Here is a 16,299-nt window from a genome sequence, read left to right as displayed (position 1 = left end):
TCGCGGCTCGTAGAATGGCAGTCATCATGACTACTCCGCGCAGCGAACCGACGATCATCGCGCCGTCGTCGGCGGCGATCGATGCCCTGGGACATCACCGCTCCTATGAAGTGCGCACCTTCGGGTGCCAGATGAACGTGCACGACTCGGAGCGCCTCTCCGGCTCCTTGGAGAGCGCGGGCTACGTCCGTGCCGCCGACGGCGAGGAAGCCGATGTCGTCATCATCAACACCTGCGCGGTGCGTGACAACGCCGCCGGCAAGCTGTACGGAACGCTCGGCCATCTGAAGTCCAAGAAGGACAAGCACGAGGGCATGCAGATCGCGGTCGGCGGCTGTCTCGCGCAGATGGACAAGGACGCCGTGCTCGACAAGGCGCCCTGGGTCGACGTCGTCTTCGGCACGCACAACATGGGCTCGCTGCCCAGCCTGCTCGAGCGCGCCCGCCACAACGGCGAGGCCGAGCTCGAGATCCTCGAGGCGCTCGAGGTGTTCCCGTCGACGCTGCCCACCAAGCGCGATTCCGCGCACAGCGGCTGGGTGTCGATCTCGGTCGGCTGCAACAACACCTGCACGTTCTGCATCGTGCCCAGCCTGCGGGGCAAGGAGAAGGACCGTCGCCCCGGCGACATCCTGAACGAGATGCGCCTGCTCGCCGACGACGGAGCGATCGAGGTCACGCTGCTCGGCCAGAACGTGAACTCCTACGGTGTCGAGTTCGGCGACCGCCAGGCCTTCGGCAAGCTGCTGCGCGCCGCAGGCGAGATCCCCGGCATCGAGCGCATCCGCTTCACCAGCCCGCATCCGGCCGCCTTCACCGACGATGTGATCGACGCGATGGCCGAGACGCCCGCCGTCATGCCGCAGCTGCACATGCCGCTGCAGTCGGGCAGCGACCGCATCCTGCGCGCCATGCGTCGGTCCTACCGCAGCGAACGGTTCCTCGGCATCCTCGATCGGGTGCGTGAGAAGATCCCGAACGCGGCGATCACCACCGACATCATCGTGGGCTTCCCCGGGGAGACCGACGAAGACTTCGAAGACACCATGCGCGTCGTCGAGAAGGCCCGGTTCTCGGGGGCCTTCACCTTCCAGTACTCCATCCGCGAGGGCACGCCCGCGGCGACCATGGAGGACCAGGTGCCCAAGGAGGTCGTGCAGCAGCGTTACGACCGCCTGATCGCCCTGCAGGAACGCATCTCTCTCGAGGAGAACCAGAAGCAGGTCGGGCGTGAGGTCGAGGTGCTGGTCTCGGTCGGCGAGGGCAAGAAGGATGCCGAGACGCACCGCCTCACCGGCCGTGCCGAGGACAACCGCCTCGTGCACTTCGAGGTCACGCCAGGATCCGACCTGCCGCGCCCTGGCGACATCGTGACGGTGAAGGTGACCCACGGCGCGCCGTTCCACCTGCTCGCCGACGACCCGACCGGTGCCCCGTTGCGCATCCGCCGCACCCGCGGCGGTGACGCCTGGGACCGCGCACAGGCCGAGAGCTGCGCACTGCCCGAGCCCGGCGCCTCCGGCTCGGCAGGCACGGTGCGTCTGGGGCTGCCCACGCTGCGCGTGGGCGTGTGACCGGCATCCGCTCTTTATGACGCGTCTGTGGGCGGTCGTCGGCGCGACTGGCACGGGCAAGAGCGAGCTCGCGCTGGATCTGGCGCAGATGCTGCGCGCGCACGGGAATCCGGCGGAGATCGTCAACGCGGACGCCATGCAGCTGTACCGCGGCATGGACATCGGCACGGCGAAGCTCACCGAGGACGAGCGTCGCGGCATCCCACACCATCTCTTCGACGTGCGCGAGGTCACCGAGGAGGCCGCGGTCGCCTGGTATCAGCCGCTCGCGCGGGAGGCGATCGAAGCGATCTTCGCCCGCGGGGGTGATGCGATCCTGGTCGGCGGCTCCGGTCTGTACGTGTCGAGCGTGATCTTCGACTTCCGGTTCCCACCGAGGGATGCCGTGCTGCGCGCAGAGCTCGAGGCGGAACTGGAGGCGAACGGCGCCGGCGCGCTGTTCGCCCGGCTGCGGTCGCTGGACCCCGCCACTGCCGCGAAGATCGACCCGAAGAACGGTCGACGGGTCGTGCGCGCGCTGGAGGTGCTCGCGCAGGGCTCTACGACGCACGGCGCCGCGCTGCCGGACGCACCGGAACTGTGGCATCCGGACACCCGCATCACGGGTCTGCATGTCGACCGTGCCGTCCTCGTCGAACGTCTCGACCGTCGCGTCGAGCGGATGTGGACGGACGGGCTGGTCGATGAGGTGCGCGGACTTCGCGGGAACGGCCTCGAGGACGGTGTCACGGCACGGCGCGCGATCGGCTACGCCCAGGCTCTCTCGGAGCTGGACGGACGGATGTCGCAGGCCGAGGCGATCGCGGAGACGCAGGCGCTCACGCGGCGCTATGCACGCCGCCAGGTGTCGTGGTTCAAGCGGTACCCCGGCATCCGCTGGATCGAACCGGCGGCGGGCGCCGGGTCACTCCTTGACTGAGAGCTCGTCGGGCTTGACGCCGAACGCGAAGTAGCTTGCTGGGCCGATCCAGTTCACCAGGATCACGGGGATCCACGCGGGCTTCGGCCCTCGCACCTGACGGGCGTCGCGAGTGGCGAGATCCCAGAACGCCAGCGCGGCGAACGCGATCTGCACGACACCCAGGATCGTGAGGAGCACCTTTCCGCCGGCGCTGATCTGCTTCTTGTCGGACCTCTGGTCGCATCCCATGATTCGAGTCTGGACCACATCGGTGCGCGTGGCGAGCGCTTTCGAGTGTCCGTGGCCGGAGGCACGATGGGGGCATGACCACGCACTTCTACACCGCCTCGTCGTTGGACGGCTTCATCGCTACAGCCGATCACTCCCTGGACTGGCTGCTCAGGCAGGACATCGACATGGAGGGGCCGATGGCGTACCCGGGGTTCGTCACCGAGGTCGGGGCGCTGGTGATGGGCTCGTCGACCTACGAGTGGATCCGACGACACGAGGGCGACACCTGGAACTACGAGCAGCCGACCTGGGTGCTCACCCATCGCGACCTGACGGCGATCCCGGGCGCGGACATCCGCTTCGCTCAGGGTGACGTGCGCGCGGTGCACGAGGCCATGACAGCGGCGGCGTCCGGCCGCGATCTGTGGGTCGTCGGCGGGGGAGAACTGGCCGGTCAGTTCGCCGACGCTGGTCTGCTCGACGAGGTGTGGGTGCAGTACGCACCGGTGACCCTGGGATCCGGCGCACCGTTGCTGCCCCGTACTCTTGATCTCGAACTCATCGACGTCGCGCGAAACCGGGCGTTCGCCTGCACGCGCTACCGCGTGCTCAAGGGTGCGCAGAACGGAGACACCAGTGACCGTGCAGCTGAGGACGTTCGACAGGGCTGATGAGAGCGCCGTCGTCGCACTGTGGGAAGAGGCCGGTCTGACCCGACCCTGGAATGATCCGCATGCCGACATCGAGCGGATGCTCGCGGTGTGGCCGGACCTGCTCATCGTCGCCGTGGACGCGGGGCGCATCGTCGGTACGGTCATGGCGGGCTACGACGGTCATCGCGGTTGGATCTACTACCTCGCCAGCGCGGCCGATCGTCGCGGAGAGGGGATCGGACGGATGCTGGTGGACGAGTCCGAGCGCCGCCTGAGCGCGCTGGGATGTCCGAAGGTGCAGCTGATGGTGCGGCCGGGGAACGAGATCGTCTTCGCGTTCTACGACCGGATCGGCTACGAACGGTTCGACATCGGCATGACCGGCAAGCGCCTGATCATGGATGCCCAGGCCGCGTCCGCTGTCTGACCGGGCGACCGGCCGAGGCTGAATAGACTGAGCACATGGTCGCATTCACCAAGGGACACGGCACCGGCAACGACTTCGTCATCATCGCCGACCCCGACGGCGCGCTCGAGCTGAGCCCCGAGCAGGTCGCCGTGATCTGCGACCGCAACTTCGGCATCGGCGCGGACGGCGTGCTGCGCGTGGTGCGCTCCGCGGCCATCGCCGACGGCGCTGCCGCACTCGCCGAGGAGCCGAACGCGGAGTGGTTCATGGACTACCGCAACGCCGACGGATCGGTCGCCGAGATGTGCGGCAACGGCATCCGGGTCTTCGCGCACTACCTGGTGCGCTCCGGTCTCGCGACCCTGGAACCGGGCTCGACGCTGCCGATCGGAACGCGAGCCGGCGTCCGGGATGTGATGCGCAGCGAGACCGGCTACCAGGTCGACCTCGGTCGCTGGAAGCTGGTCGACGGCGATCCTCTCGTGCGGGCTCGCGGCCTGGCGGTGCCGCGTCCCGGCACCGGCATCGACGTCGGCAACCCGCACGTGGTCGTCGCGCTGGCCTCCGAGCAGGAGCTCGACGAGCTCGACCTGCATGCGACTCCCGTCCTCGACCCCGCACCCGCCGCCGGCGCGAATGTCGAGTTCGTCGTCCCCGGCGAGCCGCTCGTGCGCGACGGCATCGGGCACGTGCGGATGCGCGTGCACGAGCGAGGCGTGGGGGAGACGCTCAGCTGCGGCACCGGCGTCGCCGCGACCGCCCTCGCCGTGCGGTACTGGGCGGGAGAGAAGGCTCCGAACGACTGGCGCGTCGAGGTGCCGGGCGGAAGGCTCGGGGTGCGGATGTTCCCGGCCGAGGACGGCGAGCACGTCGCTCTCTCCGGCCCGGCGCAATTGGTCTACACCGGCGAGATCGACCTGGCCTGAACCGCGCGCCGCGGGCTCAGGAGGGGAGCACCACCGGTTCCGTCGGCGGGGTGCCGTGCCTGCGCACCTTCAGCACGCGATAGCCCTTGCCGGTCGCGGCGCGGAACACGCTGTAGCCGGGGTCGAAGGTCGCGTCGATCCAGCGCTGCAGCGAGTCGGCGCCGAGGTTGCGCTGCACCACCAGCCACGCATCGCTGCGCTCGTCGAGCCGCGGGATCCACCGCTCGAGCATGCCGTGCAGTTCGTTCTTGCCCACCCGGATCGGCGGGTTGGAGCGGATGGTGCGGAACACCACGTCATCGGGAACATCGTCGGGCAGCACAGCGTTGACATTCGTGAGGCCCAGGGCCTTGGCATTCCGGCGCGTCAGATCGAGGGCGCGCTCATTGACATCGACGGCCCAGATCGTGGCGTGGGGCGCGGACAGCGCCATGGTCAGGCTGATCGGCCCCCACCCGCATCCGAGGTCGAGGAAATCCCCGCTCGGCGGCAGCGGCGGCATGTTGGCGAACAGCACAGCGGTTCCGGCATCTAGGCGGTCGGGACTGAAGACACCGCCGGCGGTCGTGACCTCGAGATCACGGCCGGCGAGGGTGACACGGATGTTCCGCAGGTTCTCCGCACTGGCCGGGGTCGCGGTGAAGTAATGGTCGGACCCCATACCGCGAGCGTAGCGGACGCAGCGGGCTAGGGTTAAGACGCTCTATTGAGAAAGCAGGAATCCGGACCGGATGACGAACCCCAACAACAACGACGACAACACGCAGGACTCCCTGGACCGGGTGCTGGCCAACGCCGAGCAGCGGATCGACCCGATCGTCTTCGGCAGCGCGCAGGCGCTGCAGGATTCGGCGACCGCCGGATACGGCTCCGCCGACGGCGACCAGTGGGACCTCGAAGACCGGCATGCGCTGCGCCGCGTGGTCGGGCTGTCGACGGAACTCGAGGACGTCACCGAGGTCGAGTACCGTCAGCTGCGGCTCGAGAACGTCGTGCTCGTCGGTGTGTACCCCCAGGGCGCGCAGGACGACGCGGAGAACTCGCTGCGTGAGCTCGCCGCCCTGGCCGAGACCGCCGGTGCTGTCGTCCTCGACGGACTGCTGCAGCGCCGCCCGCATCCGGACCCGGCGACCTACCTGGGCCGCGGCAAGGCGGAAGAGCTGCGTGACATCGTGCGCGCCGTCGGCGCCGACACGGTCATCGCCGACACCGAGCTCGCCGCGAGCCAGCGGCGTGCTCTGGAGGACGTGGTCAAGGTCAAAGTGATCGACCGCACCACTGTCATCCTCGACATCTTCAGCCAGCACGCCAAGAGCCGCGAGGGCAAGGCGCAGGTCGAGCTCGCGCAGCTCGAGTACCTCCTGCCACGCCTGCGCGGCTGGGGAGAGTCGATGAGCCGCCAGGCCGGTGGCCAGGTCGGTGCCGGCGGCGCGGGCATGGGGTCTCGCGGACCCGGCGAGACCAAGATCGAGCTGGATCGCCGCCGCATCCGCACCAAGATGGCGCTGCTGCGCAAGCAGATCCGCGACTTCGCGCCCGCGCGCGAGGCCAAGCGCGCCGAGCGGCACCGCAACGCGATCCCGTCGGTCGCGATCGCGGGGTACACGAACGCCGGCAAGTCCAGTCTGCTCAACGCGCTCACGAGCGCGGGGGTGCTGGTCGAGAACGCGCTGTTCGCGACGCTGGATGCCACGGTGCGGCGCTCCGAGACGGCGGACGGTCGCGTGTACACGCTCACCGACACCGTGGGGTTCGTGCGCAATCTGCCCCACCAGCTCGTGGAGGCGTTCCGCTCCACGCTCGAGGAGGTCGCCGAGTCGGACGTGATCGTGCACGTCGTGGACGGCTCGCATCCTGACCCGGCGGCTCAGCTGCAGACCGTCCGCGACGTCATGGGCGATCTCGGCGCGCGTGACATCCCCGAGATCGTGGTGTTCAACAAGGCCGACCTGCTGAGCGAAGACGAGCGCCTCGTGCTGCGCGGGCTCGTCCCCGGTGCGCATTTCGCATCCTCGCGCACCGGCGAGGGCATCGAGGAGCTGCGTGCGGCGATCGAGGCGACTCTGCCGATGCCCGCCGTCGAGGTGCGGGCCCTCGTGCCCTACGACCGCGGCGACCTCGTCTCGGCCGTGCACGAGAGCGGTGTGCTGATCTCGGCGGAGCACGAGGAGAACGGCACCGCGATCCACGCGCACGTGTCCGAGCGGCTCGCGGCGGAGCTCGCGCCGTTCTCGCTTTGACTCTCCCCGGTCGTTGAGCGAGGAGCGCCGGCGACGAGACGAAACGCGCTGCGTTCCCCAGGAACATCATGACGTTTCGTCTCGCGCGCTCGCGAGGCGACCCGCGCGCGGCGTCAGCTCGCGCTGAACCGCGCCTCAACGGTCGCGGACACCACGATGTCCTCGGCCTCGTAGACCATGCCGGGGCCGGCTGAGGAGTCGAAGGCCGCGGCGCGCATCAGCATCTTGCCCTGCGGCGCTGCGGCGGACTCCTGACGCGAGATCAGACCGAGGTCGGCGATCTCGACGGGCGTGACCGTGTGCAGGCCCAGGGCGGCGGCGTAGGCCTCGGCGCGGGCGACCGCGACGGAGACGGCCTCCGCCGCGACATCCCGTTCGGTGCGCGCCCTGGTCTGCGGCGTGAGCTGCCAGTCGACGCCGCCGATCTCGATGCCGTCGCGCACCGCGACGTCCGAGACCCAGAGCGAGAGCTCGGACGCCTCGGCGAACGTCACGGTGAAGGAGATGGCCGCGTGATACACGGGCGCGAGGCGCTTGCCATCGTTGTTCCACGGACGCTCCGCATGCACGGTCATGCGGGTACTGGACCACTCCACGACGGCATCCGAGTCGTTACGGTCGACGATGCTCTGGCGGACCGGCTCGGCGAGGCGCGTGGCCTCGTCCACCGCGGATGCGCGTTCGCGTCCTTCGGCACGGATCGTCAGATGGATCACCGCGCGCTCCGGCGCGATGCGGGCTTCGTTCTCGCCTCGGACCGTGATGATGACGTCGCTCATGAGGGGGACTCTACGGCACCTTCCACCCCGCGGAAACGGCCGCAGACCTGGTTAGCCCGAATTTGGTATGCCAGGATGATCCCCGTGCGATTGATGAGGGGGAGCGTCATCGGCCTTCTGGCCGCTGCCGCCGTGCTGACGACGACGATGACCGCGAGCGCCGCGACGGTGGGAGCCTGGGCGCAGTGGGCGCTGATGACCGGCGTCTCCGGCGCCTACACCGGGGCGGTGTCGATCGCATCGACGCCACAGCTCGACGCCACGTTCACGAGCACCTCGCGCTCGGGATCCGTCGGTGTGATCTCCGGCGCCAGCACCTGGCTGTCCGAGGGGACGCCGGTGGGTGCCGTGTACGGCTCCAGCCGTGGCCAGCAATACCTGAACCTCCGGCCGAAAGCCGACAACGCGACCTCGCCGTCGATCACGACGTACACGTTCGCGCAGTCGACTCCGCCTTCCGGCTGGGCGTTCACGCTCGGCGACATCGATGCCGACGCGGTGCGGATCCACGCGATCGGCCCCGACGGCGTGACGCTCACGGCCGCGCAGCTGGGTTTCCAGAACGGGTTCAACTACTGCGCTCCCGGTGTCGCGGGCAAGCCGTCGTGCGCAGGCGATGCGACGGACATCCCCATCTGGGATGCCGCGACAAGCACTCTCACCGGCAATGCCGCCGCGCAGGACACCTCGGGTGCAGCCGCCTGGTTCCAGCCCAGCGCGTCGATCTCATCCCTGACCTTCACCTTCACGCGCCGATCGGGATTCCCGGTCTATCAGACCTGGTTCAGCGCGATCACCCGCGGCGTGACCGGCACCGTGCAGGACACCACGGCGGGCACTCCCGTCGCCGGCGTCCCCGTGCGGCTCATCGACGTGAACGGAGCCGTGATCGGTGAGACCACGACCGGGGCCGATGGCGCATACGACTTCCCTGCCGCCGTGGCCACCGCCGGTTACACGGTTGAGATCGATCCGCCGGCGGGAAAGATCAGCGACGAGTCCAGCCGGGCCGTCGACCTGACCGACGCCGACGGCGTTGCGGACTTCTCCGTGCGCGACATCGTGCCCGTAGCCGTCTCCGGAACCGTGCGTGATGCCGGAGGCGAGCCGATCGCCGGCGCGATCATCACGCTGGACGACGGCACGACCGTGCGCACTCGCGCCGACGGCACCTATCTGATCGACGACGTTCCGGTGGGCCCCCACACACTCACCGTCACCGCGCCCGACGGGTACACGGTCATCACCTCGCCAGCGCCGTTCACGGTGCCGGAGGGCACGGAGACGCCGATCACCGATCAGGACTTCGTGCTGCAGGCGCAGCCGACCCTCTCCGGAGCGGTCACCGCGGCCGGCACCGGATTGGGAGGCGTCGTCGTCACCGCAGGAGGGCCGGGCGGAGAACTCAGCACGGTCACGGCCGCCGACGGCACCTACTCCTTCCCGGGGCTCGACGCCGGTTCGTACACGGTGCGCGTCGAGGCGCCGGAGGGATACATCGTGTCCGGGGCGGCTTCGCGTGCGGAGACCGTCGCGGGCGACGACATCACGGACGTGGACTTCGCGCTCGCCCGCCTCGGCGAGGTCGCGGGAACCGTCACGACGACTGACGGTGCTCCGCAGCCGGGGACGACCCTGCGGGTCACCGGTCCGGAGGGAACCACGACCACGAAGACCGACGCCGACGGAGCCTACGGGCTCGGCGACCTGCCGCCCGGGGAGTACGTGATCGAGGTCCTCCTGCCGGACGGGTTCGTGTCGGCGTCCCCGACGACGCGCACGATCACCATCACGGATGCCGGTGAACTGATCGAGGGTCAGGACTTCGTCCTCACGCCGGTGGCGGTCACGCCGACGCCGACACCGACGCCTGACCCGACCACCTCGCCGGAGCCTGCTCCGTCGGCCCCGTCGGGCGGCTCGGGCGGGCTCGCCACGACCGGAGTGGACCCGTGGCCCGCGATCGGCACCGGGGCTGCCCTGCTGGCTGCCGGCGCGATCACTCTGCTGCTGGCCCGGCGGCGTCGGGTCTGACTTCGACCGGCGCTCATTCGCACGGGCGCGGAATGGCGCGGGGGCTGCATCCGTTGTAGTCTGTAGTGCTCGGCTGCGGAAGCATCCGAGGTGGTAAATCAACAGTGCGACAGCGGCTCCTTCGCAAGAAGGTCCACGGGGCTGATCGGTTTCGACGGCGCCTGTGAATCCACGAGAAGCGGGCCGAGGATGCAGGGTTATCTCGTGAACGCCCCCTGCAAAACAATAAGTGCCGATGCAAAGCGCACTGACTTCGCCCTCGCTGCGTAAGCGAGCCCGATAGTCCGTCAGGCCGTATGTGATTCCGATACGGATCCTGGCGTCATCTAGGAATCTTGCTGTGTGACGGCGTCTGGACGTCACATGGGACTCTTCCCAGGCTGGGCTTGTCGACTTAGGTGTCTGTGACAAAGGTCGGAGCCGAGTAGAACGTCTGCACAGACTGCGCCCGGAGAAGGCGTGGAGACTCAGCGTCGGACGGGGGTTCGATTCCCCCCAGCTCCACAGACCGCTGTCGTACAACAAGAGGCCCGCCTCCCTGGTAAACACTGGGGAGGCGGGCCTTTTTGCGTCTGTGGATAACTCGTCAGGCGGCGACGTCTGCCCACACTTTGCCCACATCCGCAGCTGTCGCACGCTCATCGAGACGGGCGGCGACGTCGTCGAGGTCGTCGTCGAACAAGTCGGCGTACGTGTCGAGCGTCATCGCCGCGGACTTGTGGCCGAGCATCCGCTGCGCTGCCTTCACGTTCGCGCCGGAGCTGATCGCGAGGGGCGCCGCCGTGTGCCGGAGGTCGTGCGGGGTGAGGCGCTCGAGCCCGGCTTCCTCGGTCGCGCGAGCGAACCAGGATCCGGCGCCCTCGCTCGTCTTCGCACGGCGGTGGTAGTGGCCGTTCGGTGTCGCGAACACGAGGGCGTCGTTCGTCTTCCCCTCGCACAGCTTCTTGAGGGGCTTGTCGAGGAACGCGGGGTACGGGACCGTGCGCTTCTCCCACGACTTCGGCGCGCCGAGCTCGATCACTCCGTCGACCTCCACCGCGGCACGGTTCACGTGGAGGCGCTTCCGCAGGCGGTTCACGTCGCGGACGCGCAGCCCGATCGCTTCCGACTATCTGAGGCCGCAGTACGCGAGGACCAGGACGAGCAGCCCATAGGTGCGACGAGTTCTTCGAAGAGGGGAAGCGGCTCGACGCGAGCCCAGACCCTGGCGAGCACGACCAGTCCAGATGCTGGCTCTGCCGAGGCGACATCGACTACACCGTCCCGCAGGCGACGACACCCGACTCCCACACCCTCGACCACGCGAAGGACGTCGACACGTACCCCGAGCTGCAAGAGGACCCGGACAACTTCCGCCACTGCCACTTCTCCTGCAACAGCAGCCGTGGCAAGCGAGCGCCAAACTCGCAAGGCTTCGGAGACCCCATGCCGCGCTGGTGGGGCACGCGAGAATAGCCCCATGTTCTTCTACCTCGCCAAGACCCCGCCTGCCGAGAACGCCGTTACTGGCGCCATACTCAGCGACTTCGTTATCCCGCTGCTGGGCATACTCGTCCCGACGCTCATCGCGATCGGTCTCTTTCGAGCCGAACGGAAGAACGCGCGGGAGGATGCAGTCGCGGTCCGCCGGCTCGACGCAGGTGCACAGGTGATCGTGGCACTCGCTCCTATGGCGTCGATCCAAGCCGATCAGCCGATGCAAGAACGCCTGTGGGAGCTCCGAGCGCGGATAGCCGTCTACCGTTCCTGCATCGACGCTGATGACCTCTCCGGTGACTGGCTGGCCCTGCGCCACCTAGAGGGCATGAAGCTGTGGGGGAAGTCACTCGACGACATTGACGCGGCCGGCGGCGTGCACCGAGTACTCGACGAGGAGATAGCGCAGATGCTCCGACCCGCCCACGAATGGTCCGCCACCACCGTCGAGATGTTCTCGGCATGGCTGTCCCATAACCTGCCGACTTCGTCCCTGCAGAGTGACGGCGCGCGGATCATGGAGACATATGGTGAGCCACCCCGACAGGATTGGCAGCCCGCTACCACCTGACCCCCGGGCGCCCGCGCTCCGGGCCCGCCACGAGGCTCAGCCGTCCGAGAACGAGCGAAGGTTGACGGGCCAGGAGTCGTCGTAGCGCAACGGCAATCGTAGGTCGTCCGAGTTCTGGTCCAGCTTAACCAGGGTGTCCTGGTCGCCCAGGACGTGAGCCACGATCCAGGTGACAGCCATCACCGCAAGTGCGAGTGTGTACGTCGTCTGCGCCCGGAACGTATCTGCCTCCGAGTGGTGGTTCAGCTGAAGGAACCTCGGATCGTCGCCTGTCACGACGTAGTGCTGAGTCAGGGAGGTCGTCGTAACGTGCGTGGCCTGTGACAGCAGCGCGTACGACTGCCGGAAGATCACATCCTCGGGATCAACGATGTTGAAGAGCTGGTCGATGGTGGGTAGACCGTTCCCCGCCTGCGGCACGTCCACAGCCTCAGCGAGGTCGAGGTACTCGCCGTTCCCTGTGTAGCGGTGGAGGCGTGCGAGGAGCTCGCGCTGACCGGACTGGGCCGACTTGAACAGCCTGTCGAGCCCTCCGACACTGAGGTACACGTACTGCGCCGTCACGGCGTACTCAATTGCGCTCCGCACCAACAGCCTTCCCTCGATCGGTAGGCCAGCTGACAGGAGCGATTTCCACCCCTTCGCATAGCGGATCACCTGCGCACACAGTCCGAACAGCATCTGGAACTGTCGAACCCGGTCCTTCCGTACCTCGACGCCGTCGTCGAACCTGAAGTACTCGATGCACTCGTCGATGAACTCACCGAGCGCGTCAACATCGAGCTCCGCACCACCAACCGTTTCTTGTCCCATCCGCCCATCGTGCACCAGAGCAGCGCCCCCGCGGAAAATTCAAGGCAGGCCCCACATAGGGACCGTACGCCTGACCGCGTGCCCACATTTTGCCCACGGAAGTGCGGATATGACCCGGGTGATACGGGTCTGAACGGATACCAGCGGGTGCGGAATGTCGCGGGATGCACGTGCTCGTGCGGCTCACGGCATAGTTCGATTGCCCCCAGCTCCACAGAACCGCTGTCATACGGGAAGAAGCCCGTCTCCTCAGGAGGCGGGCTTCTCCATTTCTGCGAGGGCGCCGGTCAGGCGTCCACGCGCGTCCGCGTCTGCCCCAGGTATGCGCTCGGAGATCATCCCGATGATCTCCGATGCCGCCTGAGGCGATGCGGCGAGGCCGACGAGCAGCTCGATCGCCTCCACGTCGTCCGTGCCGTGGACGATCAGGTCGACGAGCGCGGGGACGGCGTCGAGGTCGCCCCGTCGGCCACGTATCAGCGCTGCGCGCGAGCGCACGACGGTGTCGGAGTCGGCGAGAGCTCCGGCGAGTGCGGCCAGAGCCCGTGCGGTGCCGATCTTCTCCAGGGTCACGGCCGCCTTGCGGCGCTGCGCGACATCCGGGGACTCCAGGGACGCCTTGAGCAGCGGGACGGCGCGATCGCCGATGCGGGCGAGCGCCCAGTCCAGTGCTCCGGCGGCGTTCGGGTCGCGCTTCTCGGGCGCGGACTCTTCCGGCACCGGAGCGCGGGATGTGGCCGGGGCAGCGACAGTCGGTGGCGCCGGTGGTGTCGTCGGTCCGCTCGCCGGTGGCTCGTCCGAGGGCAGGCCGTGGAGCAGCCCGATGATGTCGAGCGCATCGGCATTGTCGTCGAGTCCGGCGCCGCTGACCCGCTCCAGCAGATGGAGCAGCTGCAGCTGGTGCTGGATCCGCTCGCGGGTGAGCGCGGCGAGCCTTTCGAGCACCTGATCGGGAGCGGCCGCCGGCCCTTCGAGCGCCTCGGCCACCTCCGGCAGGTCCAGGCCGAGCGCACGCAGCGCCTCGACCCGGAACAGGCGCAGCACGTCGTCGTCGGAGTAGCGGCGGTACCCGCCTGCGGTGCGCTCGCTGGGGGACACCAGGCCGATCCCGTCGTAATGGCGCAGCATCCGTGCGCTGATGCCGGTCCGCGCCGCGACCTCACCGATGAGCATCCTCATATTCCACCGCTGAGATTGTCACGGTGTCAAGGTCACCTGCCGGCGTCGGAGGCTCGGAATATATTCGGATGCATGGATGTTTGAGCCTGACATGAGCGACATCGAGTTCGGGCTGGACACGTTCGGGGGAGTCACCAAGGACGCCGAGGGGCAGAGTCTCCCGCATCCACAGGTGATCAGGGATCTGATCGAGGATGCGGTCGTCGCCGATGAGGCGGGACTGGACTTCTTCGGCGTGGGCGAGCATCACCGCCCCGACTTCGCGGTGTCGAGCCCTGAGATGGTGCTGTCGGCCATCGCCGCCAAGACCGAGCGGATCCGGCTCGGCTCGGCGGTCACTGTGCTGAGCTCCGACGATCCGGTTCGCGTCTTCGAGCGCTTCGCCACCCTCGACGCCGTCTCGAACGGCCGTGCCGAGATCGTCGCGGGGCGCGGCTCGTTCATCGAGTCCTTCCCGCTCTTCGGCTACGACCTGCAGGACTACGAGGTGCTGTTCGAGGAGAAGCTCGACCTGCTCGCAGCGCTGCTGAAGGAGCAGCCCGTGACCTGGGAGGGCTCGACCCGCGCCGCCTTGACCGACCAGCGCGTCTTCCCGACGACCGAGCACGGACTTCGGGCCTGGGTGGGCGTCGGCGGCAGCCCTGACTCCGTGGTGCGCACCGCACGGCACGGACTCGGGCTGTTCCTCGCGATCATCGGCGGGCCCGCAGCGCGCTTCGCACCGTACATCGACCTGTTCGAGCGCGCGCAGGACCAGTTCGGTGTGGAGCGTCAGCCGGTGGCCGTGCACTCGCCGGGACTCGTCGCCGAGACGGATGAGAAGGGGCACGCCCTCGTGCGCGACGGCTGGTTCGCGATGCGCACCCGGATGGGCCAGGAGCGCGGTTGGCCGCCGCCCGCCGTCGGTGACTTCGAGCGCGAGATCGAGACCGGCGCGCTGTACGTCGGCTCGCCCGAGACCGTCGCGCGGAAGATCGCCGCGACTTTGCAGGTGCTGAAGGTCGACCGCTTCGACTTCAAGTACGATCAGCCGGTGCAGCATTCCGCCCACCAGCGCTCGATCGAGCTCTACGGCGAGAAGGTCGTTCCCATGGTGAAGGACATGATCGCCTGACGAGGAGCGCGCTGGACGCAGCCCGCATCGCCGCGTAGTGTGCTGAACGGTCGGTCAGGAAGCCCGGCCGTGGCGTGAGCACAAGGACGTGGACATGCAGGATCTGTCACCGCACACCGGCGATCTCGACCCGATCGAGACCGCTTCCACAGACGAACTGCGCGCGCTGCAGTTCGAGCGCCTGCGCTGGACGCTGGAGCACGCCTACCGGAACGTGCCGCACTACCGGGCGGCCTTCGACGCCGCAGGCGTGCATCCCGATGACCTGAAGAGTCTCGACGACCTCGCCCGATTCCCGTTCACCGCCAAGTCCGACCTGCGCGAGAACTACCCCTTCGGCATGTTCGCCGTGCCACGCGAGCAGGTCGTACGCGTGCACGCCTCCTCCGGCACAACGGGCCGGCCGACGGTCGTCGGGTACACCCGGGAGGACCTCGACGTCTGGGCGACGGTCGTCGCTCGCAGCATCCGCGCCGCGGGCGGCAGGCACGGCGACATCCTGCACAACGCCTACGGCTACGGCCTCTTCACCGGGGGTCTCGGCGCGCACTACGGCGCCGAGAAGCTCGGATGTCTGGTGGTGCCGGTCTCGGGCGGTCAGACCGAACGGCAGGTGCAGTTGATCCAGGACTTCCAGCCGGACATCATCATGGTCACGCCGTCGTACATGCTCTCGATCATCGACGAGATGGAGCGGCAGGGCATCGATCCGCGGTCCAGTTCGCTCAAGGTCGGCATCTTCGGCGCGGAGCCGTGGACCAACGACATGCGACGCGAGATGGAGGAACGCCTCGACATGCACGCGGTCGACATCTACGGGCTCTCCGAGGTGATTGGCCCCGGCGTGGCCAGCGAGTGCGTCGAGACCAAGGACGGACTGACGGTCTGGGAGGACCACTTCTATCCAGAGATCGTCGACCCTGTGACGATGCAGCCTGTGCCTGACGGCGACGAGGGGGAGCTGGTGTTCACCTCGCTCACCAAGCAGGCGATGCCCATCATCCGCTACCGCACCCGCGACCTGACGCGACTGCTGCCGGGCACTGCGCGCTCGATGCGCCGCATCGAGAAGATCACCGGTCGCACCGACGACATGATCATCCTGCGCGGCGTGAACCTGTTCCCGACCCAGATCGAGGAGCTCATCCTGCAGACGCCCGCGCTCGCGCCGCACTTTCAGTGCGTGCTCTCGCGCCCCGGCCAGCTCGACGAGCTGATGGTGCTCGTCGAGCCGCGGGAAGGGGCCGTGGACACCGCTTCGGACGCCGCGGAGCGGCTGCGCCACCTGATCAAGGACCGCATCGGCGTGACGGTCGCCGTCGACGTGCGCGCGCCGGGCGAAGTCGAGCGCTCCGCAGGCAAGGCGCGGCGGCTCGTCGACCAGAGGCCGAAGCGCTGA

At 68.4% G+C, this 16,299-nt stretch carries 16 protein-coding genes and 1 other RNA gene; 11 read left to right on the top strand and 6 right to left on the bottom strand.

Annotation, left to right across the window (positions count from 1 at the left end):
• Nucleotides 1-26 precede the first annotated feature (26 nt).
• Both miaB and miaA read left to right on the top strand, forming a co-directional pair.
• On the top strand, nt 27-1,574 hold the full coding sequence (gene miaB, locus ACFVAE_RS03835) for a tRNA (N6-isopentenyl adenosine(37)-C2)-methylthiotransferase MiaB (protein ID WP_378888052.1): 1,548 nt from the start codon (nt 27-29) through the stop codon (nt 1,572-1,574).
• A gap of 16 nt (nt 1,575-1,590) precedes the next feature.
• Nucleotides 1,591-2,493 carry a tRNA (adenosine(37)-N6)-dimethylallyltransferase MiaA gene (gene miaA, locus ACFVAE_RS03830; protein ID WP_378888050.1) on the top strand — a complete coding sequence of 301 codons (903 nt, stop codon included), beginning with the start codon at nt 1,591-1,593 and terminating at the stop codon, nt 2,491-2,493.
• Here miaA and ACFVAE_RS03825 read toward each other — a convergent pair.
• Nucleotides 2,479-2,724 (bottom strand): PLDc N-terminal domain-containing protein, encoded by a 246-nt coding sequence (locus tag ACFVAE_RS03825; RefSeq protein WP_378888047.1) that lies wholly within the window; start codon nt 2,722-2,724, stop codon nt 2,479-2,481. The two genes, miaA and ACFVAE_RS03825, sit on opposite strands and share 15 nt — an antisense overlap.
• Before the next feature lie 74 nt (nt 2,725-2,798).
• Between ACFVAE_RS03825 and ACFVAE_RS03820 the strand changes: the two genes are divergently transcribed.
• Genes ACFVAE_RS03820 through dapF form a run of 3 tightly spaced genes read left to right on the top strand, consistent with a single transcriptional unit; the run spans nt 2,799 to nt 4,694 of the window.
• Complete coding sequence (locus tag ACFVAE_RS03820; protein ID WP_378888045.1) at nt 2,799-3,377, top strand: dihydrofolate reductase family protein; 579 nt, start codon at nt 2,799-2,801, stop codon at nt 3,375-3,377.
• A complete protein-coding gene (locus tag ACFVAE_RS03815; protein ID WP_378888042.1) occupies nt 3,343-3,786 on the top strand; it encodes a GNAT family acetyltransferase in 444 nt (147 codons plus the stop codon). Before ACFVAE_RS03820 ends, ACFVAE_RS03815 begins: the two co-directional genes overlap by 35 nt.
• A 35-nt stretch (nt 3,787-3,821) precedes the next feature.
• Entirely contained in the window at nt 3,822-4,694 is an 873-nt protein-coding gene (gene dapF / locus ACFVAE_RS03810; protein ID WP_378888039.1) for a diaminopimelate epimerase, read from the top strand.
• Nucleotides 4,695-4,710: 16 nt separating this feature from the next.
• On the opposite strand, the gene ACFVAE_RS03805 is transcribed toward dapF, so the two are convergent.
• Nucleotides 4,711-5,355, bottom strand: a complete 645-nt coding sequence (locus ACFVAE_RS03805; RefSeq protein WP_378888037.1) for a class I SAM-dependent methyltransferase — start codon at nt 5,353-5,355, stop codon at nt 4,711-4,713.
• A 250-nt stretch (nt 5,356-5,605) separates the two neighbouring features.
• On the opposite strand from ACFVAE_RS03805, the gene hflX reads away from it, so the two are divergent.
• Nucleotides 5,606-6,934: a GTPase HflX gene (gene hflX, locus ACFVAE_RS03800; RefSeq protein WP_378890474.1), complete on the top strand. Its 1,329-nt coding sequence runs from the start codon at nt 5,606-5,608 to the stop codon at nt 6,932-6,934.
• A gap of 113 nt (nt 6,935-7,047) precedes the next feature.
• On the opposite strand, the gene ACFVAE_RS03795 is transcribed toward hflX, so the two are convergent.
• A complete protein-coding gene (locus ACFVAE_RS03795) occupies nt 7,048-7,713 on the bottom strand; it encodes an SIMPL domain-containing protein (RefSeq protein ID WP_378888034.1) in 666 nt (221 codons plus the stop codon).
• Between the two features lie 93 nt (nt 7,714-7,806).
• Here ACFVAE_RS03795 and ACFVAE_RS03790 point away from each other — a divergent pair, with 93 nt between their 5' ends.
• Nucleotides 7,807-9,747 (top strand): collagen binding domain-containing protein, encoded by a 1,941-nt coding sequence (locus ACFVAE_RS03790; RefSeq protein WP_378890471.1) that lies wholly within the window; start codon nt 7,807-7,809, stop codon nt 9,745-9,747.
• A gap of 137 nt (nt 9,748-9,884) precedes the next feature.
• Nucleotides 9,885-10,254: a transfer-messenger RNA gene (ssrA, locus tag ACFVAE_RS03785) on the top strand.
• A 79-nt stretch (nt 10,255-10,333) separates the two neighbouring features.
• On the opposite strand, the gene ACFVAE_RS03780 is transcribed toward ssrA, so the two are convergent.
• Nucleotides 10,334-10,846 (bottom strand): site-specific integrase, encoded by a 513-nt coding sequence (locus ACFVAE_RS03780; protein WP_378890468.1) that lies wholly within the window; start codon nt 10,844-10,846, stop codon nt 10,334-10,336.
• A gap of 360 nt (nt 10,847-11,206) precedes the next feature.
• On the opposite strand from ACFVAE_RS03780, the gene ACFVAE_RS03775 reads away from it, so the two are divergent.
• Nucleotides 11,207-11,794 (top strand): hypothetical protein, encoded by a 588-nt coding sequence (locus tag ACFVAE_RS03775; protein WP_378888032.1) that lies wholly within the window; start codon nt 11,207-11,209, stop codon nt 11,792-11,794.
• Between the two features lie 36 nt (nt 11,795-11,830).
• Here ACFVAE_RS03775 and ACFVAE_RS03770 read toward each other — a convergent pair whose 3' ends face one another.
• Nucleotides 11,831-12,607, bottom strand: a complete 777-nt coding sequence (locus ACFVAE_RS03770; RefSeq protein ID WP_378888030.1) for a DUF5677 domain-containing protein — start codon at nt 12,605-12,607, stop codon at nt 11,831-11,833.
• A 249-nt stretch (nt 12,608-12,856) separates the two neighbouring features.
• Entirely contained in the window at nt 12,857-13,780 is a 924-nt protein-coding gene (locus ACFVAE_RS03765) for a MerR family transcriptional regulator (protein WP_378888028.1), read from the bottom strand.
• Between the two features lie 97 nt (nt 13,781-13,877).
• On the opposite strand from ACFVAE_RS03765, the gene ACFVAE_RS03760 reads away from it, so the two are divergent.
• Nucleotides 13,878-14,900, top strand: a complete 1,023-nt coding sequence (locus ACFVAE_RS03760) for an Atu2307/SP_0267 family LLM class monooxygenase (protein WP_378888025.1) — start codon at nt 13,878-13,880, stop codon at nt 14,898-14,900.
• A 94-nt stretch (nt 14,901-14,994) separates the two neighbouring features.
• Complete coding sequence (gene paaK, locus ACFVAE_RS03755) at nt 14,995-16,299, top strand: phenylacetate--CoA ligase PaaK (protein ID WP_378888023.1); 1,305 nt, start codon at nt 14,995-14,997, stop codon at nt 16,297-16,299.

This window comes from Microbacterium sp. NPDC057659 (assembly GCF_042799915.1).
GTDB lineage: Bacteria > Actinomycetota > Actinomycetes > Actinomycetales > Microbacteriaceae > Microbacterium.
The sequence above is the reverse complement of the archived record's forward strand: the minus strand, read 5'-3'. Positions and strand labels throughout refer to the sequence as shown.